This window comes from Chryseobacterium caseinilyticum, from assembly GCF_014837145.1.
Classification (GTDB): Bacteria; Bacteroidota; Bacteroidia; order Flavobacteriales; family Weeksellaceae; genus Chryseobacterium; species Chryseobacterium caseinilyticum.
Map to the genome: position 1 here is coordinate 407,903 of NZ_JACYFS010000003.1, position 22,141 is coordinate 430,043.

General features: G+C 36.2%; 24 protein-coding genes. 13 read left to right on the plus strand and 11 right to left on the minus strand.

Annotation, left to right across the window (positions count from 1 at the left end; translation table 11 throughout):
• Positions 1-189: 189 nt before the first annotated feature.
• A complete protein-coding gene (locus IC610_RS12595) occupies positions 190-1,797 on the plus strand; it encodes a fumarate hydratase (protein WP_191737173.1) in 1,608 nt (535 codons plus the stop codon).
• Between the two features lie 98 nt (positions 1,798-1,895).
• Positions 1,896-2,183, plus strand: coding sequence for a hypothetical protein (locus IC610_RS12600; RefSeq protein ID WP_191737174.1), 288 nt, complete (start codon positions 1,896-1,898; stop codon positions 2,181-2,183).
• A 101-nt stretch (positions 2,184-2,284) separates the two neighbouring features.
• Here the strand turns inward: IC610_RS12600 and IC610_RS12605 are convergent, their stop codons facing one another.
• On the minus strand, positions 2,285-3,133 hold the full coding sequence (locus tag IC610_RS12605) for a helix-turn-helix transcriptional regulator (protein ID WP_191737175.1): 849 nt from the start codon (positions 3,131-3,133) through the stop codon (positions 2,285-2,287).
• Between the two features lie 128 nt (positions 3,134-3,261).
• Here IC610_RS12605 and IC610_RS12610 point away from each other — a divergent pair, with 128 nt between their 5' ends.
• Positions 3,262-3,639, plus strand: coding sequence for a MauE/DoxX family redox-associated membrane protein (locus IC610_RS12610; RefSeq protein WP_191737176.1), 378 nt, complete (start codon positions 3,262-3,264; stop codon positions 3,637-3,639).
• A gap of 85 nt (positions 3,640-3,724) precedes the next feature.
• Here IC610_RS12610 and IC610_RS12615 read toward each other — a convergent pair whose 3' ends face one another.
• The gene (locus IC610_RS12615; protein WP_191737177.1) at positions 3,725-5,083 is read right to left on the minus strand and encodes an acyl-CoA dehydrogenase family protein; all 1,359 of its coding nucleotides are present in this window, start codon (positions 5,081-5,083) and stop codon (positions 3,725-3,727) included.
• Between the two features lie 272 nt (positions 5,084-5,355).
• Between IC610_RS12615 and IC610_RS12620 the strand changes: the two genes are divergently transcribed.
• Positions 5,356-6,267 carry a DUF4349 domain-containing protein gene (locus IC610_RS12620; RefSeq protein ID WP_191737178.1) on the plus strand — a complete coding sequence of 304 codons (912 nt, stop codon included), beginning with the start codon at positions 5,356-5,358 and terminating at the stop codon, positions 6,265-6,267.
• 58 nt (positions 6,268-6,325) lie between these two features.
• Here the strand turns inward: IC610_RS12620 and IC610_RS12625 are convergent, their stop codons facing one another.
• Positions 6,326-7,756, minus strand: coding sequence for a glycoside hydrolase family 125 protein (locus IC610_RS12625; RefSeq protein WP_191737179.1), 1,431 nt, complete (start codon positions 7,754-7,756; stop codon positions 6,326-6,328).
• Positions 7,757-7,991: 235 nt separating this feature from the next.
• Here IC610_RS12625 and pgi point away from each other — a divergent pair, with 235 nt between their 5' ends.
• The 7 genes from pgi (at position 7,992) to IC610_RS12660 (ending at position 14,937) form a co-directional block, all read left to right on the plus strand.
• Positions 7,992-9,632: a glucose-6-phosphate isomerase gene (pgi, locus tag IC610_RS12630; RefSeq protein WP_191737180.1), complete on the plus strand. Its 1,641-nt coding sequence runs from the start codon at positions 7,992-7,994 to the stop codon at positions 9,630-9,632.
• A gap of 115 nt (positions 9,633-9,747) precedes the next feature.
• Positions 9,748-10,632, plus strand: a complete 885-nt coding sequence (locus IC610_RS12635) for a bifunctional 5,10-methylenetetrahydrofolate dehydrogenase/5,10-methenyltetrahydrofolate cyclohydrolase (protein WP_191737181.1) — start codon at positions 9,748-9,750, stop codon at positions 10,630-10,632.
• A gap of 6 nt (positions 10,633-10,638) precedes the next feature.
• Entirely contained in the window at positions 10,639-11,268 is a 630-nt protein-coding gene (locus tag IC610_RS12640) for a 7-carboxy-7-deazaguanine synthase QueE (protein WP_191737182.1), read from the plus strand.
• Positions 11,269-11,338: 70 nt separating this feature from the next.
• Positions 11,339-12,673 carry an exopolysaccharide biosynthesis polyprenyl glycosylphosphotransferase gene (locus IC610_RS12645; protein WP_228462916.1) on the plus strand — a complete coding sequence of 445 codons (1,335 nt, stop codon included), beginning with the start codon at positions 11,339-11,341 and terminating at the stop codon, positions 12,671-12,673.
• An 83-nt stretch (positions 12,674-12,756) separates the two neighbouring features.
• Positions 12,757-13,509 (plus strand): MlaE family ABC transporter permease, encoded by a 753-nt coding sequence (locus IC610_RS12650; RefSeq protein ID WP_191737184.1) that lies wholly within the window; start codon positions 12,757-12,759, stop codon positions 13,507-13,509.
• The gene (locus IC610_RS12655) at positions 13,509-14,324 is read left to right on the plus strand and encodes an ABC transporter ATP-binding protein (protein ID WP_191737185.1); all 816 of its coding nucleotides are present in this window, start codon (positions 13,509-13,511) and stop codon (positions 14,322-14,324) included. Before IC610_RS12650 ends, IC610_RS12655 begins: the two co-directional genes overlap by 1 nt.
• A complete protein-coding gene (locus IC610_RS12660) occupies positions 14,308-14,937 on the plus strand; it encodes an outer membrane beta-barrel protein (RefSeq protein ID WP_191737186.1) in 630 nt (209 codons plus the stop codon). Before IC610_RS12655 ends, IC610_RS12660 begins: the two co-directional genes overlap by 17 nt.
• Positions 14,938-14,971: 34 nt before the next feature.
• On the opposite strand, the gene IC610_RS12665 is transcribed toward IC610_RS12660, so the two are convergent.
• Entirely contained in the window at positions 14,972-15,289 is a 318-nt protein-coding gene (locus IC610_RS12665; RefSeq protein ID WP_056082660.1) for a hypothetical protein, read from the minus strand.
• A gap of 64 nt (positions 15,290-15,353) precedes the next feature.
• Positions 15,354-16,160 carry a M48 family metallopeptidase gene (locus IC610_RS12670; protein ID WP_191737187.1) on the minus strand — a complete coding sequence of 269 codons (807 nt, stop codon included), beginning with the start codon at positions 16,158-16,160 and terminating at the stop codon, positions 15,354-15,356.
• 111 nt (positions 16,161-16,271) lie between these two features.
• Here IC610_RS12670 and IC610_RS12675 point away from each other — a divergent pair, with 111 nt between their 5' ends.
• The gene (locus IC610_RS12675; RefSeq protein WP_191737188.1) at positions 16,272-16,820 is read left to right on the plus strand and encodes a DUF4251 domain-containing protein; all 549 of its coding nucleotides are present in this window, start codon (positions 16,272-16,274) and stop codon (positions 16,818-16,820) included.
• Here IC610_RS12675 and meaB read toward each other — a convergent pair.
• Positions 16,817-17,803: a methylmalonyl Co-A mutase-associated GTPase MeaB gene (gene meaB, locus IC610_RS12680; RefSeq protein WP_191737189.1), complete on the minus strand. Its 987-nt coding sequence runs from the start codon at positions 17,801-17,803 to the stop codon at positions 16,817-16,819. The genes IC610_RS12675 and meaB overlap by 4 nt on opposite strands.
• Positions 17,804-17,934: 131 nt before the next feature.
• On the opposite strand from meaB, the gene IC610_RS12685 reads away from it, so the two are divergent.
• On the plus strand, positions 17,935-18,231 hold the full coding sequence (locus tag IC610_RS12685) for a cytochrome C (RefSeq protein ID WP_191737190.1): 297 nt from the start codon (positions 17,935-17,937) through the stop codon (positions 18,229-18,231).
• A 51-nt stretch (positions 18,232-18,282) separates the two neighbouring features.
• On the opposite strand, the gene IC610_RS12690 is transcribed toward IC610_RS12685, so the two are convergent.
• The 5 genes from IC610_RS12690 to IC610_RS12710 form a co-directional block, all read right to left on the minus strand.
• Positions 18,283-18,825, minus strand: coding sequence for a hypothetical protein (locus IC610_RS12690; protein WP_191737191.1), 543 nt, complete (start codon positions 18,823-18,825; stop codon positions 18,283-18,285).
• Complete coding sequence (gene hemE, locus IC610_RS12695; protein ID WP_191737192.1) at positions 18,826-19,857, minus strand: uroporphyrinogen decarboxylase; 1,032 nt, start codon at positions 19,855-19,857, stop codon at positions 18,826-18,828.
• 30 nt (positions 19,858-19,887) lie between these two features.
• Complete coding sequence (locus IC610_RS12700) at positions 19,888-20,565, minus strand: uroporphyrinogen-III synthase (protein ID WP_056082643.1); 678 nt, start codon at positions 20,563-20,565, stop codon at positions 19,888-19,890.
• Positions 20,566-20,676: 111 nt separating this feature from the next.
• Positions 20,677-21,333, minus strand: coding sequence for a peptidoglycan recognition protein family protein (locus tag IC610_RS12705; protein ID WP_191737193.1), 657 nt, complete (start codon positions 21,331-21,333; stop codon positions 20,677-20,679).
• A gap of 6 nt (positions 21,334-21,339) precedes the next feature.
• On the minus strand, positions 21,340-21,921 hold the full coding sequence (locus IC610_RS12710; protein WP_191737194.1) for a DUF1287 domain-containing protein: 582 nt from the start codon (positions 21,919-21,921) through the stop codon (positions 21,340-21,342).
• Between the last annotated feature and the right edge of the window lie 220 nt (positions 21,922-22,141).

Genomic DNA, 22,141 nt, shown 5'->3' on the forward strand with positions numbered 1-22,141 from the left:
TGAGATTCCTACGGAATGACAAAAACACCGAAAATTTCTATTTGTTTTATGATGAAAATTTGCTCTATAAAATTACTCATTACTTGAAAACCTCGCAATTTATAATCATTATAAATACGTGCCTAAATCGCTGATTTTGCTCATGCTTTTTGCACGATGTTTTATTTTTGCACCGAAAATAGAAAGTAAATGGATTTTAAATATCAGGATCCGTATCCAATTTTGAAAGATGATACGGTTTATAAAAAATTAACTTCAGATTATGTGAAAGTGGAGCAACATGGGGAAAGAGAAGTCTTAACCATTGATCCGAAAGGTTTGGAACTGTTGGCTGAGGAAGCTATGGCAGACGTTTCTTTCATGCTTCGTTCTTCACATTTGGAAAGTTTAGGAAGAATTATTGATGATCCTGAAGCAACCGATAACGACAGATTTGTTGCTTACAACTTACTTCAAAATGCTGCGGTAGCGGTTGAAGGAGCTTTGCCTTCTTGCCAGGATACCGGAACAGCAATCGTGATGGGAAAAAAAGGTGAAAACGTTTACACCGGAGTAGAAGACGGTGAATATTTAAGCAAAGGAATTTACAATACTTACCAAAAAAGAAACTTAAGATATTCTCAGGTCGTTCCTCTGACGATGTTTGATGAGAAAAATTCAGGATCAAATCTTCCGGCGCAGATTGACATCTATGCTAAAAAAGGAAACTACTACGAATTTTTATTTTTAACAAAAGGTGGAGGTTCTGCCAACAAAACCTTCCTTTACCAAAAAACGAAATCTTTATTAAATGAAAAATCTCTTGAAGCTTTCGTGAAAGAGAGAATTTCAGATTTGGGAACAGCGGCCTGTCCGCCTTACCACTTGGCTTTGGTAATTGGTGGAACTTCAGCTGAAGCGAATTTGGCTGCAGTGAAAAAAGCTTCTGCAAAATATTATGACAATCTTCCGACTGAAGGAAATGAAGCAGGACAGGCGTTCAGAGATTTGGAGTGGGAAGCAAAAGTTCAGAAAATCTGCCAGGAAAGTGCTATTGGTGCTCAGTTTGGTGGAAAATATTTAACGCATGATGTGAGAGTGATCAGATTGCCCCGTCACGCAGCTTCTTGTCCTGTTGGGATGGGAGTTTCCTGTTCAGCTGACAGAAATATCAAAGGAAAAATCACTAAAGACGGTATTTTCTTAGAGCAATTGGAGCAGGATCCGAAAAGATTTTTACCTGCAACGCCGCCACATTTGGAAGAAGCGGTAGAAATCGATCTGAACAAGCCAATGCCTGAAATTTTAGCTGAACTTTCAAAATATCCAATTAAAACCAGGTTAAAATTAAACGGAACTTTAATTGTTGCGAGAGATATTGCTCATGCAAAGATCAAAGAATTATTGGATGCAGGACAGCCAATGCCTGAATATTTCAAAAACCACCCGATTTATTACGCTGGACCTGCGAAAACACCGGAAGGAATGGCTTCAGGAAGTTTCGGGCCAACGACTGCAGGAAGAATGGATGTTTATGTCGACGAATTCCAAAGTCACGGCGGAAGTATGGTGATGCTGGCAAAAGGAAACAGAACTGCTGATGTAACTAATGCTTGTAATAAATACGGCGGTTTCTATATCGGTTCAATCGGCGGACCGGCGGCGATTTTGGCAAAAGACAATATTCTGTCTGTGGAAGTGGTTGATTTCGCTGAATTAGGAATGGAAGCGGTAAGAAAAATTGAGGTTAAAGATTTCCCGGCATTTATTATAACTGACGATAAAGGGAATGATTTCTTCGCAAATTTGGCGCATTAATTAGTTTAAATTTAAAATAAATAGCAAAAATCAGCTTTCATCTTTTGCCTAAGAGGTAAAAATGTTCTATTTTTGCGTAAATCTTTAAGAAAAGAATCATGATGTTATCAGCATTTTGGCCGTTTTACCAATTCATCTGGACAGTTTACTTCGTATGTATGTTGCTTGTCGGGTTTTGGTGTATTATAATGTTTTTCGGTTTTATCATTCCACTTTGGTTAACAGCAGGTTTGAAAGAATATTTCGGAAAAGTAAAGCCTTTCGACCCTGAAAAAATCAGAAGCAAAATGCTTTATGAGCAGGAAGGTGTAGAAGTTGTTTACAACTCACCTAAAGGTCACGGTCCTTTTGTTCACGATAGCCACGGAAGTCACGGACATCATTAATTGATTGTCAGTTCTTTTTCCCCTGAATTCGGAAAAAGGACTATCAAAGCAAAACAACATATATTTAAACCACTGTTTTTTACGGTGGTTTTTCTTTTTATTTAAATATTCCTCAGTTTATCAGGTGAAATTCCATATTTCTTTTTAAATGCACGGCTGAAATTGGGTACGTACTCATAGCCGCACTCCGATGCTATTTCTTTGATGAGAAACTCTCTGTCAATAATCATTTTTCTGGCTTTCAACATTCTGAGTTCATTGATGTATTCTGAAATTGTAATTTTATATTCAGATTTAAATTCAGACCTTATTTTAGTTTCATTTAAACCCAATTGTAGTGCAATATCATGTGTGCTGATCTGCTGTGTGTAATATTTATCAATGAAACTTTTTGTTATCTGAGCAGTATTTTCAGTAGTAGAAATGTTTTTAGATTCGCTGAATTGCTCAAAAATAAGCATGAGAAGTTTTATAATTTTGGCTTCAATTAAGAGTTTCTGTAAAACCCCTTTTTTAGAACTTTCTGTTATTTCCTTAATAATCATGTGCATTTCTACAGTGATTTTTGGAGGTTCTGAATGATTTAATAATATAAACTGATTTTTAATCATTCTGTCCAAAATGCTTTTGTTTTCGTTACTTTCCTGAGGATCCAAAAGATTCGAAATATAGGAATATTCAAACTGAAAATGTAGAAATTCCATTGCAAAAGTACTTGTAGAAATTAGTTTCGCGGTTTTTTTAGAGAAACTATAATGAAGAATGTAAGAATTTTTTTGAATCGAAATTTCAGAATGAATATCATCTGCTTCCAGACTTATATTGGAGCTCAGGAAAAATACAAGATTGAAGCAGTTTTCAGTTTCGATTTGGTATTCATTATCTAATCCACCAATGTGTACGGAGATATTTTCGTTTTTGAAAAAAGGTAGATTAGTTTCTGATGGCATTTTTTTTTCTGTGAAATCTACTACAAATTTAATTAGAATAATTAAAAATAATGAAAATTAAAATATGAGTTTTGTTATGAAATTTTCGAATTAAAATTTTGTTTAAATTTGATTTAAAATAAACAATCATGAAAATCATAAAATTTATTATCTGCCTTCTCTTTGGGCTGATGTTTGCCAACGCTGGCTTAGACAAGTTTCTTCACTACATGCCAATGCCGGAAATCACACCGGAACAGCTGAAAATCTTTGATGCCTTCAACAAATTACACTGGCTGATGCCTCTGGTAGGAGCGGTAGAAATTATTGGCGGATTGCTATTTATCTTCCCGAAAACAAGAGCCTTGGGTGCCATCGTTATTTTACCGGTAATGGTCGGAATTATTCTTCACGTTTTCACCATAGACAAATCCACAACAGGAATGTCTATCGCGGGTATTTTGTTTGTCATTAATCTTTGGATGATTATTGATAATAAAGAGAAATATAAAGCATTAGTGAAATAAAAAAGTGAATAGTGAATAGTGAATTTTGCTTCGCAAGTGAATTTCAAATTGACAAGCGAAGCGAATGACCATTCACCATTGACCTTTATACAAATGCGCTAAATCCTGTAATCGATCTTCCGACAATCAGCGAATTGATTTCTTTAGTTCCTTCGTAAGAATAAATTGCTTCAGCGTCGGCGACAAATCTTGCCACATCGTATTCAAGCAGGATTCCATTTCCGCCCATCACTTCGCGCGCTCGGGAAACAACGTCTCTTGTTCTCATCGTACAGAAGACTTTGGCTAATGAAGCATGCTCATCTTTTAAAGTTCCTTCATCCTGCATTTCAGAAAGTCTGAACACCATCGTCTGCATAGCTGTTAGGTTGGAAAGCATTTCCACCAAATGCCCCTGAATCATTTGAAATGAAGCGATCGGTTTTCCGAACTGTTCTCTTGTTCTGGTGTATTCCAGTGCGCTTTCGTAAGCACCTCGCGCGCATCCTGTTGCCATCCAGGCCACGCCGGCTCTTGTCATTCTTAAAACTTTTGCAGTGTCTTTGAAGGAATTGGCATTTTGTAGACGGTTTTCTTCTGTAACGACACAGTCTTTTAACGTAATCAAACCATTCTGAACAATTCTCAATGCCATTTTTCCTCTGATTTTCTCAACAGAATATCCTGGATTATCTTTTTCAACGATGAAACCTTTCACTTCACCATCGTCTAAATCTCTGGCCCAAATAATGATAATGTCTGCAAATGTTGCGTTACCTATCCATTTTTTCTGTCCGTTTAAAATCCAGCCTTCCGGAGTTTTCTTGCAGGTAACAGTTAAACCACCAGCAGCACCGGAACCTACTTCAGGTTCAGTTAATCCAAATGCACCGATTTTTTCAAACTTCTGCATTTGAGGAAGCCATTTCTGCTTCTGTTCTTCTGAACCGCAAATGTAAATGGATCCCATCGACAGACCAGACTGCACTCCAAAAAAAGTTGCAATCGAGGCATCGATTCTCGCCATTTCCATAGCGATGACTCCTTCCATTAAGAAAGGCATTCCTTTGCAACCATACCCTTCATACGTTACGCCGCAAATATCTAATTTTTGAAATTTTGGTATTAATTCGTGTGGAAATTCATCACGAAGCCAATAATGATTCACCAAAGGTTTGACTTCTTTTTCCATAAATTCTCTGACCTTTTGCTGAACCTCCCTTTGCTCAGGGGTTAAAGTATGATAAACATCGTAGAAATCTCCATCGATGGGTGGAAGTTGTCGTGTTTTTTTATTCGGGTCGAGCATTTTCATCATTCCGCTGAGTTGCTTATCATCCAGTTTGGAAAAGTTTTCCATGAGTTTGGGAAGATTAACCTTTTGAGAAATTTCGCTGAGCTGATCAAAATCAATGGATTTAAATAATTCTATCGCGTTTCTGATTTTGGAAAAAGTTTTAGACATATCAAGTTGGGTTTTGATTTGTAAAATTTAAGCAAAAATCAATCCGAAATACCACACAGAAGAATGAATTAGTTTTACAAATATTTGATTTGCAATGATTTAAATTAAATAATTATTTACAATTCTTTTACTTTAAATTTTCAAACATTGCAAAACATTCTTCCCCAACTTTGAAATAAGCAAAGCAACGGAAACTGAACCGCAAAATCACAATGCATCGATTCAGCTATCGTAAAGAATTCAATTATTTATAAACATCAAAAATATAAAATATGAAAACGACTTACATTAAATTAAGCATCGCAACAGCTCTTTTACTCGGAATTTATTCATGCAAAAAAGGCGAAGCTACGGCAAGTGAAATTGCAGCAGAATCCAAAGATTTCACCACGACAGACAGCATTTCTTCGGCTGCTACAATGTCTGTAAAAGACAAACAGTTCATCAAAACAGCAAACGTCAACATGGAAGTTAAAGACGTGTACGAAGCAACCACTTCTCTGGAAAAATCAGTACAGGAGCTTGGTGGATTTGTTACACACAGCAATCTTCAAAGCAATGTCTTTTCGGAAGAAACATTCAACACATCCAATGAAGAAGCGATGTTGGTCAAGAAATATCAGACGGAAAATACAATGCAGGTTCGTATACCTACAGAAAAGCTGGGCGAATTTTTAACACTGATCAACAGCAAAAAACTTTTCCTGAATTCAAGAGTTATCAACGCAGAAGACGTTACTGCCAACATTAAATATGCAGAATTGGAAGGGAAAAGAACTAAAAAAACCGGCGAAAATATCACTCAGCTCAAAACAAACAAAGACAAAGTAAATTTGAGCGATGAAAATATGTCTGAAGAAAACCAGCAGCAACTCGCCAACATGGATGTGGCCAACAATCTGAAGTACAGTACAGTTGATATTTACATCAAAGAACCTAAGCTCCGTATTGCGGAAATTGCAGTGACCAACACAAAAAATATCGACAATAAATATAAATTTAATTTCCTGTATGATGTGAAAAACGCTTTCGTGGAGGGCTTTTATCTCATTCAGAGAATTTTGGTGGGATTGGTTACTGTTTGGCCAATTGTATTAATTGTTGTTATCGGATTTTACTTTTACCGAAAAAACAAATCTAACAATAGAATTCAGCAGACAAAAGAACATAATTCGGCATCCTAACCTTTAGGTTATCAACATAGATTTTTCTGAGCCTTCGCATTTGCGGAGGTTTTTTGTTTTAAAACTTTCTTTTCAGAATTTCCGGTTTCGTTTTATGAAGATGTAAAATCAGTTCGCCAAAAAGAGTATTGGCCCATGCAAACCATGATCTTGTAAAGTCTTTAGGATTATCTACATCGAAAGATTCGTGAATAAATCCGGTTCCTGCGTGCGTGGCTTTAATCATTTTCAGACAGGAAATAATTTCTGCGTCGTTATCTGTCGTAAGCGCCTGCATAATCAATCCCAAAGGCCAGATTTTATTCTCGCCAATGTGCGGACCGCCTATTCCTTTGGCAAATTTTCCTTCGCTAAACCATGGATTTGCTTGGCTTAGTGAAAACTTTCTGGTATTCTGATAGACTTCATCATCTTTTGAAGCGTAACCTAAGTACGGAATCGAAAGTAAATTCGGAACATTCGCATCATCCATAAACAGAGCATTTCCAAAACCGTCAACTTCCAAAGCGTAGATTTTGCCGGCTGTGGGATGATTCAGAATCGCGTATTTCTGAATGGCTTCATCCACTTCTTTAGCTAAATTTTTGAATTGAGAAGCGGAATTTTCATCTTTTAAAACTGTAGAAAAAATCTCAGCCGTTTCCCTCAGTGAAACCACTGCAAACATATTCGAGGAAACCAAAAACGGATAAAAAGTAGCATCGTCAGACGGTCTGAACATCGAATGAATCAATCCGACTTTCTTTGTTGGATTTCCGTAACCGCCCGCAAACTGTGTATCTAAAGAATTTCCGTTTGCCCGCTGAAATTTGTACGGCCCTTTTGAATCTTTTCTCTGCTGTTCTATAAATGTTTTCAGAATTAAAAGCATTGCTTTTTTCCATTCAGAATCAAAAACAGAGGAATCGCCTGTCGTTTTCCAGTAATTGTATGAAAGACGCATCACGTAGCACAAAGAATCTACTTCCCATTTTCGCTCGTGAATTCCGGGTTTCATTTCCGTTAAATCATCTTTCCACTCGCTGATTTCGCTGGCATCATCAAAGAATGCATTGGCATAAGGATCAAGCAGAACGCACTCAACCTGTTTATTAATAACGCCTTTCAATAATTTTTTTAATTTTTCATCTTCATTGGCCAGACTCAAATACGGATAAACCTGCGCCGAAGAATCCCGAAGCCACATTGCATCGATATCTCCCGTAATTACGTACGTGAAAGGTTTGTTGTTTTTCTGATAATATTTTACAGTTGTATCTAAAGTATTGGGAAAACAGTTTTCAAGCATCCACGCCAGTTCAGGATCTGTAATCGTTTTTTTAATATTTTTAATAGCGTTTTCAACGGCTTCTGAACTGAATTTTCGGTCGGATAATTTAGGTCTTTTGGATGTAAAATCGTTTTCAAATAAAAATATTGCAGAAGTTGGCATTGCAAAGAATCCCAATCCGAGTGATGATTTTTTGATGAATGTTCTTCTGTTTAGCATTTAAAGATTGATTTAATTTATCAATTCAAATCTAAGATTTTTTATTCAATCCATGTCATCAGATTCTATTGTCGAAATTTTCTAAAATTAAATTATAAAATCCACAAACTGATTTTTAATCCACAATTAACATCATTGCCCGAAATTCCGTAAATTTGCAAATCAAAATTTATCAGAAAGAATTTAAAGGAATTTTCTTCACAAAATCTTTTAAATTTAATTTTAAACTTACACTATGCTATCTAAAATAAACCCTACTCAAACCAATAGCTGGATCTCTCTCGATGAACATTTTGGCGACAGCGATTTTGAACTGAGAAGTCTTTTTCAGTACAATCCGAAACGTTTTGAAGAGTTTTCAATTAAAAAAGAAAATTATCTTTTCGATTATTCTAAAAATTTAATTGATGCAAGAACGAAAGAATTATTGCTGAATCTTGCAGTAGAATGTCAGTTAAGGGATGCTATTACGAAGATGTTTTCAGGAGATAAAATCAATGAAACAGAAGGAAGAGCGGTTTTGCATACTGCATTAAGAGATTTTTCTGATAAAGAAATATTGGTCGACGGTGAAAACATCAAACCACAAATCAAAAGAGTTCTAAATCACATGAAATCTTTTTCTGAAAACGTAATTTCAGGAAATCACAAAGGTTTTAGCGGAAAAGAAATTACCGATGTGGTGAATATCGGAATCGGTGGTTCAGATTTGGGTCCTGTGATGGTGGTTTCTGCTTTAAAGCATTTTAAAACAAGACTTGATGTCCACTTCGTTTCGAATGTGGATGGAAATCATATCGCTGAAGTGGTGAAAAATTTAAACCCTGAAACCACCTTATTCATCATCGCTTCGAAAACGTTTACCACTCAGGAGACAATGACGAATGCCAATTCTGCAAAAGACTGGTTTTTGAAAGCCGGAAAACAGGATGACGTAGCAAAACATTTTGTAGCTTTATCAACTAATGTTCAAGCCGTTAAAGACTTTGGAATAGCAGAAGAAAACATCTTCGAATTCTGGGATTGGGTTGGCGGAAGATATTCATTGTGGAGCGCGATCGGTTTAAGTATCGTGCTTGCAGTAGGATATGACAATTTCGAACAGTTATTAAAAGGTGCTGAAAATACGGACCAGCATTTCCAGACGGCAGATTTTTCTGAGAACGTTCCTGTTTTGATGGGGCTTTTAGGTATTTGGTACCGTAATTTTTACGCAGCAACAACGCAGGCGATCTTACCTTACTCTCAATATCTTGACCGTTTTGCAGCCTATCTTCAGCAGGGAGACATGGAAAGCAACGGAAAATGTGTAGACAGAAACGGTGAATTTGTGGAATATGAAACGGGACCAATCATTTGGGGCGAGCCGGGAACTAACGGACAGCACGCTTTCTATCAGTTAATCCACCAGGGAACAGAATTGATTCCTGCAGATTTTATTGCGTATGCGAAAAGTCCGAATGAAGTTTCTGACCACCAGGATAAATTGTTGGCTAACTTCTTTGCACAGACTGAAGCCCTGGCTTTCGGTAAAAACGAAGAAGAAGTGGAGGCTGAATTGAAAGCATCCGGAAAATCTGAAGAAGAAATTGACTTCTTATTAAATTACAAAGTCTTCCACGGAAACACGCCTACAAACTCATTGCTAATCAAAGAATTAACTCCTTTTTCTTTAGGTCAGTTAATTGCAATGTATGAACACAAAATATTTGTACAAGGTGTAATTTGGAATATTTTCAGTTTTGACCAATTTGGAGTGGAATTAGGAAAAGTTTTAGCGAATAAAATCTTACCTGAACTGAAAAATAGTGAGTCCATCAGTTCTCATGACAGTTCTACAAATGGGTTGATTAATTACTATAAATCAAATAAATAAATAGCTTTTAGCATCTAGCTTATTGCTATTGGCTTTAAAAATACGATGCATTAATATTTTGAATTATAGCTAGAACTGACTTAAAATCTAATTAAAGTAAAAAATAAAAGTAAAAATGGCAGAAATTCTTGACGGATTAAAAGTTTCCAAAGAAATAAAAGCAGAAATCAAGGTTGAAGTTGATAAAATCATTGCAAGCAAAAGAAGAGCACCGCATTTGGTAGCCATTCTTGTTGGAAACAATGGTGCGAGTAAAGCTTATGTTAACGCAAAAGTGAAAGATTGTGAGGAAGTTGGTTTTCAATCGAGCTTAGTGAAATTTCCAAGCACGGTTTCTGAGTCTGAATTGTTGGAGAAAATCGATGAATTAAATAGATCAAAAGCGGTTGACGGTTTTATCGTTCAGTTACCGTTACCCGATCAGGTTGATCAGGAAAAAATTATCAATGCAATCGATCCAAGGAAAGATGTTGACGGTTTCCACCCGACAAACTTCGGGAAAATGGCTTTGGAAATGGATACATTTTTACCGGCCACACCATTCGGAATTTTAACTTTACTGGAAAGATACAATATCGAAACAAAAGGTAAAGACTGTGTTATTATCGGAAGAAGCAAGATTGTGGGAAGACCAATGAGTATTCTGATGGGAAGAAAAGATTTTCCAGGAAACTCTACCGTTACTTTGACACACTCTTACACAAAAGACATAGAAGAATACACGAAGAAAGCAGATATCGTGATTACCGCTTTGGGAGATCCACACTTTTTGAAAGGTGAAATGATCAAAGACGGAGCGGTTATCGTGGATGTAGGAATTACAAGAGTAGATGACGATTCTCCAAAAGGATATTATCTGGCAGGTGATGTAGATTTTGACAGCTGTGCAGAAAAAGCAAGCTGGATCACGCCGGTTCCGGGAGGAGTAGGTCCTATGACGAGAGCGATGTTGATGAAAAACACCATCATTGCCTACAAAACTTCAGTCTATAACGACTAATTTAAAATGGATTTAGTAGAAGATATATTATTAAAAGAAGGTAAAATGCTCCCGGTGATGGAGCATTTTTACACTATTCAGGGCGAAGGTGCGCATACAGGAAAAGCAGCATACTTCATCAGACTGGGAGGTTGCGATGTCGGCTGCCACTGGTGTGATGTGAAAGAAAGCTGGGATCCTACCCTTCACCCTTTAATGAATGCTGAGGAAATTGCAGAGACAGCTGCGAAACACTGTAAAATTGTTGTATTAACAGGTGGCGAACCTTTGATGTGGAATCTGGATGTATTAACTGGAAAATTAAAGGAATTAGGCTGTACCGTTCACATCGAAACTTCGGGAGCTTATCCGATGAGCGGACAGCTGGACTGGATTACGCTTTCACCAAAGAAAACTGGATTGCCGAAAGAAGAAATCTATCAGAAAGCGCACGAGTTGAAAGTTATTGTTTTTAATAATAATGATTTAAAATTCGCTGAAGAGCAAGCTGCAAAAGTTTCTGAAAACTGCAGATTATATCTTCAGAGTGAATGGAGCAAGCGTGAAGAAATCTATCCTAAAATTACAGATTTTATTCTCGCAAATCCGCGTTGGCAGGCATCTGTGCAAACGCATAAATACTTGAATATCCCTTAAAAATTCGTTATCTTAGCCGATAAGTATTCAGTGTACGATGCAGAGAATCCGGTATTCCAGATATTTAAAAATGATCATTGTTCTGCTAGACCTTCTGGTGCTGGCATCGGTGTTCATTTTTTTTTATGTAAGCCGAAATTCAGATCTTATTCACGATGTAAATCTTTGGTATGAAAACTCTTTTCCGTTACTTCTGCTGGTTTCCTTTTGGTTGCTCCTGAGCGGGCGAACGAAGATTTACAACATTCCCCGAAATTTAACTTATACTCTATTCACAGAGCGAATTATTGCCCAATTCGTGCTGTTTGTAATAGGTTTGGTTCTTATTCGGAAAGTGAGTAATAATCAATTCTTCAGAAGTGAGTTGGCTTGGCTTTCACTGTATCTGTTTGTTTTCGTAATGATTTCAAAATCTGTCATTTATTTCGGAATTAAATATTTGAGATCACGTGGTGTCAATAACAGAAACATCATGTTCCTGGAAGAAAATACATCTACTGAGGTTCTGAAAAATTTTCTGGAAGAAAGAAGAGATTATGGATACAGGATTTTTGATTACAGTCAATCGTTTTCGCCTCATTCAATGACGTTGTTTTGGAAAGAAAAAGGTATTCATACCGTATTTATTCCTACCCAAAATTCAATAGATAAGAAAACTGAAGAAGAAATTTTCAGTCTCGCTGAAGAGAATAAGGTAAATGTTACGATGGTGCCATCGATTTCGCAAAACGAATTTTTCCTTTATGATCTCGAATACATCAAAACGCAGCCTGTTTTAAAGCAGACAAAATATCCTCTGGACTATTTTTCAAACTTAATTCTTAAACGAACTTTCGATATTGTTTTTTCGGTCTTTGTTTTGCTATTCATCTGTTCGTGGATGTTTCCCCTGATTGCCATTTTGATTAAACTGTCCTCAAAAGGACCTGTTTTTTTTATTCAAAAAAGATATGGTTTTCATGAAAAAGTTTTTTGTTGTTTAAAATTCAGAACGATGGTTGTAAATGATGATTCTTCCACCAAAACGACTGAAAAGAATGATATAAGAATTACAAAAATAGGAAAGTTATTGAGAAAATCAAGTCTTGATGAGTTGCCACAATTCATCAATGTTTTGAAAGGAGAAATGTCTGTTGTAGGACCAAGACCACACATGCTTGCGGTAGATAATCACTACAAGCAGAAAATAGGAAGATATAGTCTCCGAAGCTTGGTCAATCCTGGCATTACAGGTCTCGCTCAGGTCAACGGTCTTCGTGGCGATGATGGTAATGTGGAAGTTGAAATGAACAAAAGAGTTTTGGCAGATGCTTTTTACGTGAGAAACTGGAGTTTTGTTCTGGATCTTGTGATCATTTTAAAAACCGTTTTCCTCGTTTGTACAGGAGATAAAAAAGCAGGTTAAAATGCCTTTGAAAGATTAGTTCTTGTGTGCTAATCTTAATTTCAGGGTCAAGTATTTAAATAAAAATAGTATAATTTAGCAGAATGTTAAAAAAGTTTTTTACAGCCATAGGAGAATACATGATCCTTATCGGTAAATCTCTTCAGAAGCCCCAGAAAATGAGGGTTTTCTGGAAGCTGTTTATGCGGGAGATCAATGATCTGGGCGTGAATTCGTTCGGGTTGGTCATCTTCACATCGATATTTGTGGGAGCTGTTGTTGCCATTCAGATGTTTAATAATTTTGATGCATCTTCATTCCCAATTCCACCTGCTTTTGTAGGGTACGCAACCAAAGCTGTTTTAGTACTCGAATTTGCACCTACCATTATCAGTTTGATTTTGGCCGGAAAAGTAGGTTCTTATATCGCATCAACCATAGGAACCATGCGTGTTTCTGAGCAAATTGATGCATTGGATATCATGGGGGTCAATTCGCCTAATTTTCTGATTTTACCTAAAATTCTCGCCTGTCTTATTTTTAACCCTATTCTGATTGCAATAAGTATCGTTTTCGGTATCTGTGGAGGTTATATCGCAGGTATGATCACCGGTAGCTGGACAACGGCAGATTATATTACCGGAATCCAAATGTATATGCCCAACCTTTTCATCTATTATGCTTTCTCCAAAACAATTGTTTTTGCTTTCGTAATTGCTACAGTTCCTTCATACTTCGGATATAATGTGAAAGGTGGTTCATTAGAGGTTGGTAGAGCAAGTACACAGGCGGTAGTTTGGACGATGGTTTTCATCATTATTTCCGAATTACTTTTAACACAATTAATACTAAGTTGATGATAGAGGTAAAAAATCTTAAAAAGAGTTTTGGTGATGTTGAAGTGCTTAAAGGAATTTCAACCACTTTCGAAAAAGGCAAAACAAACCTGATCATCGGACAAAGTGGATCGGGTAAAACGGTTTTTCTTAAAAGTTTATTGAATGTTTTTCAGCCATCATCAGGAGAAATTTTATTTGACGGAAGAGACATCAATGTGATGAACCGTGAAGAGAAGCAGCAACTTCGTTCAGAAATCGGAACATTATTTCAGGGAAGTGCACTTTTTGACTCCATGACGGTGGAAGAAAATATTATGTTTCCGCTCGATATGTTTACCAATCTTACTTTTAGAGAGAAGAAAAGAAGGGTTTTCGAGGTAATCGGAAGAGTACATTTAGATAAAGCCAACAGAAAGTTTCCATCTGAAATTTCAGGAGGAATGCAGAAACGTGTGGCGATTGCCAGAGCAATTGTAAACCATCCCAAATATCTGTTCTGTGATGAGCCTAATTCAGGATTAGACCCATATACATCAAATGTTATTGACGATCTTTTGGTGGAAATTACGCAGGAGTACGACACTACAACCATTATCAACACCCACGATATGAACTCTGTAATGACGATTGGTCAGAAAATCGTTTATCTCAGATTAGGAATTAAAGAATGGGAGGGAGACAAAGACATACTCATCACTGCAGGCAATAAAAATCTGATCGATTTCGTTTATTCATCAGAGTTATTCAAAGAATTGAGGGAGTATTTACTTGAAAATAATAAAACGATTGAAAATACAATCACTAATATTGACGAAAATGAAAAAAGTTCTTAGCATCGCTTTAGTAGGAATTTCAATGGCAGCGTCTGCACAGATTTCATTAGCTGGAAAGGCCAATTTAATCTTTCCGACAGGTTCGCCATCATGGAAAAATATTTCAAATTCTGCCACTGCTGCATTTGAAAACAAAGGAAGTAATAATGTTGGTTTCAACGTAGGTCTTTCTGTAAAAGTAGATTTGCCATTAGGATTTTTTGCAATGCCTGAGGTGTACTACACAACATTTAAAAACGAATTCACAGATCCGGTTTCCAACACCACTTTTGATGTGAAAAACAACAGATTAGATGTTCCGCTTTTGGTGGGGCATAAGGTTTTAGGAAACACGCTTGGAGTGTTTATTGGTCCTGTGATGAGCTACAATTTAGCCAAGGAAGATACTTACAATGATTTTGTGGAAAATTCTAAAAACCAGTTTACAGTAGGTTATCAGTTTGGTGCACAGGTAGAATTGAAAAGCCTTATATTGAATGCAAAGTATGAAGGTGCTTTAACGAAAGATCAAAGAGACTTTGTGAGAAAAGTAGGAGGTGCTCAGAATACAGAAACCATTCGTTATGACAACCGGGCTAACCTTTTTATGGTCGGCGTTGGATATAAATTCTAATCTGATTTAAATTTAAAAATAAAAAATCCTCAAATTAAACTTGAGGATTTCTGTTTTGTTCTCTGTTGAGCTCTGCTTCCCGCTGTGCGATTTGCTGTGCTTTAAGTTCCATTTCAGCTTTTTCCTGCTGAAGCTGTTTATATTCTTTTCTCCGTTGTTCTTCTTTTATCGCGCTGCCTTTACTGGAGTAGCCTACAATTCCACCGATGATTAACCCGATGCCGACGCCACCCATTACGCCCATCACATGAGGTAAACCAATTTCTTCAGTGGTAAAACCGTCAGTTGTAAGGTAAAAAAGCAATATTGCCAAAGCTAAAAGTATAATTCCTGTTATTGATAAATTTTTCATTGTTTTAAATTTAATAAGGATTAAAAAAGCCTGATTTCAAATAAAATCAGGCAATATTCTATGTTTAAAGTTTTCCTCCTGCCGCTTTGTAATATTCCAAAGCCTGCGGTAGATTTTTATTTAAACCTGAAATTCTCGTTTCCGGATTCGGGTGAGTGGAAAGGAATTCCGGCTGTCTTGCACCGGTTGAAGCAGCTTCCATTCTCTGCCAGAAAGGGATAGACTGTCTTGGGTCATATCCTGCCATCGACATTAAATACAATCCCATTTGATCTGCTTCAGATTCCTGATTTCTACCATATTTTAATAGTGCCACTTGCGATCCGATTGGGTAAGCTGTTTCGAAAACTTTTGCCCATTGCGCATTAGAAATAGAACCACCTAAGATCTGTCCGCCATACTGAGCGACCATCGATTGAGAAATTCTCTCATTTCCATGGCCTGCTAGTGCATGAGAGACCTCATGACCCATTACTACTGCCAATCCCGTATCGTCTTTTGTAATTGGTAAAATTCCTGTATAAACAGCAACTTTTCCGCCGGGCATACACCATGCATTGATCTGTTTATCCTGAATTAAATTAAATTCCCAGGCGTAGCTTACCAAGTCAGCTTGTCTTCCGATACTGGTATAATATTTTTCGGCTGCGTTTTTTATTCTGTTACCTACATTTACAACTTTGTTTGCATCGGCAGTTCCTTTTACAACTTTAGAACCTGTAAGTGTAGTTTTATATTCCTGAGAAGCCATCGTAAGAATCTCAGAATTGTTCGCCAACTGTAGCGAAGACCTCCCTGTAATAGGATTTGTAGTACAAGCAGCAACTGCAAAAACAGCAGCGCCCATTCCTAAAAAGAATTTAGTTTTCATTGTTTCGAGTGTTAATAATTGCAGTCTTACAATATTTATTCCAAACGGAAAACAAACATTATATTAGCATAAAATTTGTTATGTTTAATGCTAATCTATTTATATAAAATTATGAAAAAATATATTGTATTTATTCTGATGTTTGGATTTATCTTAAATTACCAACACATGAATGGCCAAAAGATGACTCAGGTACAGACAGATGCGTTGATCAATTCTGACGAGTTCAGTTTTCATGCCGAAAGAGCCAACCCAACCAATTATGATGTTATCAACATCGCTAACTCGTTGCCAAATGCACCGGCGATGAGAATGTTTCAACTGCAAGGCCAAGGTTATGGTTTTAGCATCAAAAAAAATGAATTAGAAGTCGTTCTTCCATATTTTGGGAGAGTGTTTAATCCAACTTATGGTAATTCAAATAACAACAGTTACAGATTTACCTCAAAGGATTTTAAAATTGAAAAGACTCAAAAGAAAAAAGGAAAGTGGGTTTACAGAATTCAACCAAAAGATGTGAACAATGTAAGTGATATTTACATTGAGGTTTTCAAAGACGGGGGCGCACTTGTATCAGTAAAAAGCAACGACAGACAGCCTATTTCATACGACGGGTATATTTCGAAAACAGAAATTGAAACTGAAAAAGAAAAGCTCTAATTTTCATCTTTAAGAAATTTATCAACAAATAATTTTGCTTCAGAGCTTGGATTTGAAATCTGTTCTGAAGCATTTTTTTTGTGCTGAAAATACGCTTCTTCAAACATTGTGTTTTTCTTCAGTGAAGCTAAAATATATTCCTGAACCCAATATTCAAAGCGTTTTTCAGACTGTTGTTTTCTTACCAGTTCAAATCTGTCAGATTTCTTTTTTAATGAAATGAAATCATTTATTTTTTCAAAAACATCTTCCAATCCTTGATTATTTAATGCTGAACCTAATAAAATCTGTACCTTCCAGTCTTTCTCTTTTGGAGGAATAAAATCCAAAGCCCGTTTCAGTTCAAGTCTTGTGTTTTTAGCTTTTTGAAGATTGTCTTCATCAACTTTATTAATAAAAATAACATCGGTCATTTCCATAATTCCCCGTTTGATACCTTGAAGTTCATCTCCGCCACCAATAATTTTTAAAAATAAAAAAACATCAGTAATATCTGCAACCAGAATTTCAGATTGCCCTACACCAACAGTTTCAATTAAAATATAATCATAACCTGCTGCTTCGCAGATCAACATCGTTTCAAAAGTGGCATTGGCAACACCTCCCAAAAATCCAGAACTCGGAGAAGGCCTGATGAAAGCATTTTCTTGTTTAGTCAATTCTTCCATTCTGGTTTTGTCGCCCAGAATACTCCCTTTGTTAATTGCTGAACTTGGGTCAATGGCCAAGACAGCAACTTTTTTACCTTTTGAAATCGCTAACAGACCAAAATTTTCAATGAAAGTAGATTTTCCTGCACCGGGAACCCCTGTAATTCCAACACGAACAGATTTTCCGGTGAAAGGCATAATCTGTTTTAGCAGATCTTCCGCCTGCTTTCGGTGTTCGGCTTTTTTGCTTTCAACCAAAGTGATGGCTTTGCCGATCAGGCGTTTGTCGCCCGATCGTATTCCGTCGAAAAGTTCCTGTGTAGAGATTTTCATCGGTTCAAAAATATAAAAATTAAAAACAAAAAAGCTTTGTGCCTGATCTTAATTTTAATGCTTCTAAATTAAGTTTTGGGAATACAGATTAAAAACTGAAAGACTAATTTTGTTTATTAAATAATAATAAAATGAAAAAACTCATAGGAACTTCTCTGTTAGCAGCATTGCTTTTCGCGTCGTGTACACCAAAAGCGGTTGCAACAACTACAGCTCCTGCAGCAGCAGCAAGTACTTCTGAACAATTGGCTCAAGGGAAAACAATTTTTGAAAATTCTTGCAAAAAATGTCACGGTCTGCCAAAACCAGATGATTTTACTTCAGTGGAATGGGTTGGAATTATGAATTCCATGGCGCCTAAAGCAAGACTTAATGATGAACAGCATCAGTGGGTGTACGACTACATTGTTTCAGCAAAAACAAAATAAGTTTATACAGATTAAAAATCCCTTTCAAAATTATTTTGAAAGGGATTTTTGTTATTCATCAGCTTTAATCTTATGTCCAAAGCTCAATAAGAGTTGTTTTAAACCGTCATAAACGCTTTCGTCAACATCTATAAAATCCTGATTTAAGTTTTGGATAAATTCGCAGGAAAAGCAAATATTTAAAACCTCACGAATCTCATTTTCCCTGTCATAAAAGACGATCGCATCACGATAAACCGGTCCGCACATCCATGACGGTATTTTTTCAGTTTTAATTTGAAGTATTTTAATTAATTCTTCTGACTCATTTTCATGCGGGTAAAACCTATTCAGTTTTTCTGCAGAAAAGTGAAGTTTGCGATTTTTATCAAATAAAAACTGAGTATTATTTAACAGTGAATTTAGAATTTCCAGTTCAAGATTTTCTTCTAAACTTAAATTTTCAAGTTTTGATTTGTTGATGAGTTGATTATAAAGTTCCTCTTTTTCGAGGATAACTTTTTCATAGTCTGAACCTCTTTGTAAAGAATAAGTTTCAAAATATTCAAAGTTAAAAACTTCTTTGAGCTCAGATAAATCAATATTAGAACTCATTTAATTATTCGGCTTCCAATCCACCACAGCTCTGATAAACGCTTCCGCATTTTCCAAAGGAATATTCGGTAAAATCCCGTGTCCCAAATTGGCAATATATCTGTCTTTCCCAAAACGGTTGATCATCTCATGAACCATTTTTCTAATCGTTTCAGGAGTTGAATGCAGTCTTGATGGGTCAAAATTTCCCTGTAAAGTCACAGAATTGTTGGTGAATTTTCTCGCAAGTTCAGGTGTGATCGTCCAGTCAACGCCCAATGCAGAAGCTTTAGATTTTGTCATATCTTCCAATGCAAACCAGCATCCTTTTCCGAAAACTACAACATGCGTTAACGGTGCCAAAGCTTCAACAATCTGGTTGATGTACTGCCATGAAAATTCCTGATAATCCTGTGGAGAAAGCATTCCGCCCCATGAATCGAAAACCTGAACCGCAGAAACGCCTTTTTCAACTTTTCTTTTCAGATAAGCAATCGTTGTATCTGTAATTTTCTGTAATAATTTATGCGCAGCTTCGGTTTGCAGGAAACAGAACGATTTAGCAATATTAAAATCTTTAGAACCTTTTCCTTCGATGCAGTAACATAAAATCGTCCATGGTGAGCCGGCAAATCCAATCAAAGGAATTTCATTGTCCAGCTTTTCCAAAGTCATTTCAATGGCGTCGAAAACGTATCCTAAAGTATCGTTCACATCAGGTACTACCACATTTTCAACCTGTTCTGCAGTTCTGATGGGTTCATCCAACCAAGGTCCGACAGATTCTTTCATTTTAAAATCAATTCCCATCGCCTGAGGAACTACCAGAATGTCCGAAAACAAAATCGCTGCATCCAAAGGAAATCTTCTGATAGGCTGAACGGTGATTTCGGAAGCCAGTTCAGGAGTCTGGCATCTCGTAAAAAAGTCGTATTTGTCGCGAAGTGCAATGAATTCCGGTAAATATCTGCCTGCCTGTCTCATCATCCAAACCGGCGGTCTTTCTACAGTTTCGCCACGAAGTGCTTTTAAATATAGGTCGTTTTTAATCATAACTTAGCTTTTGGCTTCTGGCTCATGGCTTTAAAAGCTCAAGTTTGCCGACAGCATTTTTAATAAATCTTCTAAATTGTTTTTTCTACTGGTAAAAATTTTATTATCAGTAAATTTTTTTAATTCATTGGAGGTCGTTTCTCCAATCGAAAAAAGGAGTGTATTGTCCAGAGAATTATTTTTCGCAAAACTACGAACTCCGCTTGGGCTAAAAAAAACTATAGCGTGATATTTCTCAGTAATTGCCGGATTGAGTTCTTCTGTGTCATAAACCACCACTTTTTTATACTGAATATTTTGCAGCGGAAGTTTCTTATCCAACACATCGAGCGCGAGATTTCCACAGAAATGAATAAATTTTTCCTGTGAACACTTTTCAGTAATAAATTTTAAAAGCGTTTCTGCATTTTTTAAAACCTTAAAAGTTCCGAAACCGTTTTTCCTAAGTTCTCTCTTGGTTTTTTCGCCGACACAGTAAATTTTGTTGTAGTTTTTTGATGTAAAATCTTCATCGGGCATAAAACCGTTTTCAAAAAAACTTTTTACACCGTTTGCACTTGTAAAAATCAGTGAATTGCCTTTTAAATCAAAACTTTTTACAGGTAGGGATTTTATTTTGATGACCTCAATACAGTCAAATGAAAATGCACTTCCGAGCTTTTCGGAAATGTATTCTTTGTCTGAATTTTTGGTAAATAAAATGTTCATTGTTTTTTAATGCAAAGAGCGAAAAGGTTTTTTTTGATTTCTATGCGTATATTTTTAAGTTCGCAAAGGCGTTTCACTCAGCTAAGGCTTAAGTATTTTACAAAAATAATTTTATGGTTTATCTTTTAATTTCAAATCTGAAACTTTCTGTCTCACTTTATTCATAAATTCTTTTCCGGGATCCTCTTTTCCTGTAAAATATTTCGGATCAGATTCTTTCCACAATTTTGAATTTCTGAAAACTCCGTATTCTGAGTGGCCGATGAGGTATTCGATTTTATATTTTTGAGTTAAATATCTGACTAATTGCGCGTTTGCTTCCACTTGTTTATCTGTGAGTGGCTGACTTTTACTACCTATATTTTCAACGCCGATGGCGCAGTAGTTTAAACCAATCGTATGCCTCGCAAATTGATTCGGTTCCATCAGTTGGTAAACCGTGCCGTCTCTGTCGATGATGTATTGTGAGGAAACGTTGAGCGTGCTTTGTTTTTTTAAAGTATTTCTGGCACTTTCAAGATGTGTGTTGTTGAAATATTTAAAATTGCTTTCAACAGTTCCGCCTGCGGTGTAATGCAAAACAATCATTTTGGGAACGATTGTAGGTGTTTTCTGAATCAAACCATGATGATCCTGTAAATATTCCAGACTTAACCGGATTCTTTCCGGTGAATAATTTATGGGTTTTTCGACAATTTTTAAACCTGAATTCTGTGCAGAACTGAAATTTAAAACAAATATAAAGAGAAGGAAAATTACCTTTTTCATTATAAATTATTTAGAATATTGGTAATGTCCCGTAACCGTAAATTTAAACAGACAGTCTTCAATGACCTGTCCGCCACCGATATTGTGAACAATTAAATACCGTTTTCCGTCCGTTGATTTTTTGTTGACTACAATTCCGATATGCGTTAAATTTCCTGGAAGAAGCCACGTCACGATATCTCCGGGAGCGTAGAGTGCCGGGTTGGTTTCGATAGATTTTGATTTTCCGAATTTGGCAAAGAACACTCTTAAATTAGGAACTCTTCGATGGTCAATATTCGTGTCAGGTCTTTTCAAACCCCAGTTTTTGGGATATTTTGAAAAGTTTTTTTTCATATCTTCATGTACTTCCTTCTGAAGATCAATTCCTATTTTTCTGTACGCGCGAATGACAACATCTGTACAAACACCTTTGTCAGCAGGAACATCTCCGTTCGGATATTTGATTGAAAAGTAAGCGGGATCGTAAACGACACGATCTTTCGTTAAACTTAATGCAGCATCAGATAATTTTTGAGCAAACTGATTCTGAGCATTGACAGTAAAGAAAAAAAACAGAAGAATGAGTATGGAAAGATATTTTTTCATCAGTAGGAAATTTGAAGATAGAATTTCTGTAAAGTTCAAAAATTAAATCCAAACAATACAGAATCTGAAATATAAAGAAATGTTAAGATTTAAATCAAATCGTAATCAAGCAGTCTCTTAAATGAATTTCGCCAGAAATTTTCTTGAAAAACCTTCAAAGCTGAAAATCTTACTGTTTCAATAGCGATATTGTATCTTAAATCTTAAATCTTAAATTTTA

What these genes read in the sequence shown, in the direction of transcription:
- IC610_RS12675 (WP_191737188.1), top strand. Translation starts at nt 16,272, where the DNA reads ATGAAAAAATATATTGTATTTATTCTGATGTTTGGATTTATCTTAAAT.
- IC610_RS12645 (WP_228462916.1), top strand. Translation starts at nt 11,339, where the DNA reads ATGATCATTGTTCTGCTAGACCTTCTGGTGCTGGCATCGGTGTTCATT.
- hemE (WP_191737192.1), bottom strand. Translation starts at nt 19,857, where the DNA reads ATGATTAAAAACGACCTATATTTAAAAGCACTTCGTGGCGAAACTGTA.
- IC610_RS12690 (WP_191737191.1), bottom strand. Translation starts at nt 18,825, where the DNA reads ATGAGTTCTAATATTGATTTATCTGAGCTCAAAGAAGTTTTTAACTTT.
- IC610_RS12700 (WP_056082643.1), bottom strand. Translation starts at nt 20,565, where the DNA reads ATGAACATTTTATTTACCAAAAATTCAGACAAAGAATACATTTCCGAA.
- IC610_RS12600 (WP_191737174.1), top strand. Translation starts at nt 1,896, where the DNA reads ATGATGTTATCAGCATTTTGGCCGTTTTACCAATTCATCTGGACAGTT.
- IC610_RS12625 (WP_191737179.1), bottom strand. Translation starts at nt 7,756, where the DNA reads ATGCTAAACAGAAGAACATTCATCAAAAAATCATCACTCGGATTGGGA.
- IC610_RS12615 (WP_191737177.1), bottom strand. Translation starts at nt 5,083, where the DNA reads ATGTCTAAAACTTTTTCCAAAATCAGAAACGCGATAGAATTATTTAAA.
- meaB (WP_191737189.1), bottom strand. Translation starts at nt 17,803, where the DNA reads ATGAAAATCTCTACACAGGAACTTTTCGACGGAATACGATCGGGCGAC.
- IC610_RS12705 (WP_191737193.1), bottom strand. Translation starts at nt 21,333, where the DNA reads ATGAAAAAGGTAATTTTCCTTCTCTTTATATTTGTTTTAAATTTCAGT.
- IC610_RS12640 (WP_191737182.1), top strand. Translation starts at nt 10,639, where the DNA reads ATGGATTTAGTAGAAGATATATTATTAAAAGAAGGTAAAATGCTCCCG.
- IC610_RS12595 (WP_191737173.1), top strand. Translation starts at nt 190, where the DNA reads ATGGATTTTAAATATCAGGATCCGTATCCAATTTTGAAAGATGATACG.
- IC610_RS12620 (WP_191737178.1), top strand. Translation starts at nt 5,356, where the DNA reads ATGAAAACGACTTACATTAAATTAAGCATCGCAACAGCTCTTTTACTC.
- IC610_RS12670 (WP_191737187.1), bottom strand. Translation starts at nt 16,160, where the DNA reads ATGAAAACTAAATTCTTTTTAGGAATGGGCGCTGCTGTTTTTGCAGTT.
- IC610_RS12665 (WP_056082660.1), bottom strand. Translation starts at nt 15,289, where the DNA reads ATGAAAAATTTATCAATAACAGGAATTATACTTTTAGCTTTGGCAATA.
- IC610_RS12635 (WP_191737181.1), top strand. Translation starts at nt 9,748, where the DNA reads ATGGCAGAAATTCTTGACGGATTAAAAGTTTCCAAAGAAATAAAAGCA.
- IC610_RS12650 (WP_191737184.1), top strand. Translation starts at nt 12,757, where the DNA reads ATGTTAAAAAAGTTTTTTACAGCCATAGGAGAATACATGATCCTTATC.
- pgi (WP_191737180.1), top strand. Translation starts at nt 7,992, where the DNA reads ATGCTATCTAAAATAAACCCTACTCAAACCAATAGCTGGATCTCTCTC.
- IC610_RS12710 (WP_191737194.1), bottom strand. Translation starts at nt 21,921, where the DNA reads ATGAAAAAATATCTTTCCATACTCATTCTTCTGTTTTTTTTCTTTACT.
- IC610_RS12605 (WP_191737175.1), bottom strand. Translation starts at nt 3,133, where the DNA reads ATGCCATCAGAAACTAATCTACCTTTTTTCAAAAACGAAAATATCTCC.
- IC610_RS12610 (WP_191737176.1), top strand. Translation starts at nt 3,262, where the DNA reads ATGAAAATCATAAAATTTATTATCTGCCTTCTCTTTGGGCTGATGTTT.
- IC610_RS12660 (WP_191737186.1), top strand. Translation starts at nt 14,308, where the DNA reads ATGAAAAAAGTTCTTAGCATCGCTTTAGTAGGAATTTCAATGGCAGCG.
- IC610_RS12685 (WP_191737190.1), top strand. Translation starts at nt 17,935, where the DNA reads ATGAAAAAACTCATAGGAACTTCTCTGTTAGCAGCATTGCTTTTCGCG.
- IC610_RS12655 (WP_191737185.1), top strand. Translation starts at nt 13,509, where the DNA reads ATGATAGAGGTAAAAAATCTTAAAAAGAGTTTTGGTGATGTTGAAGTG.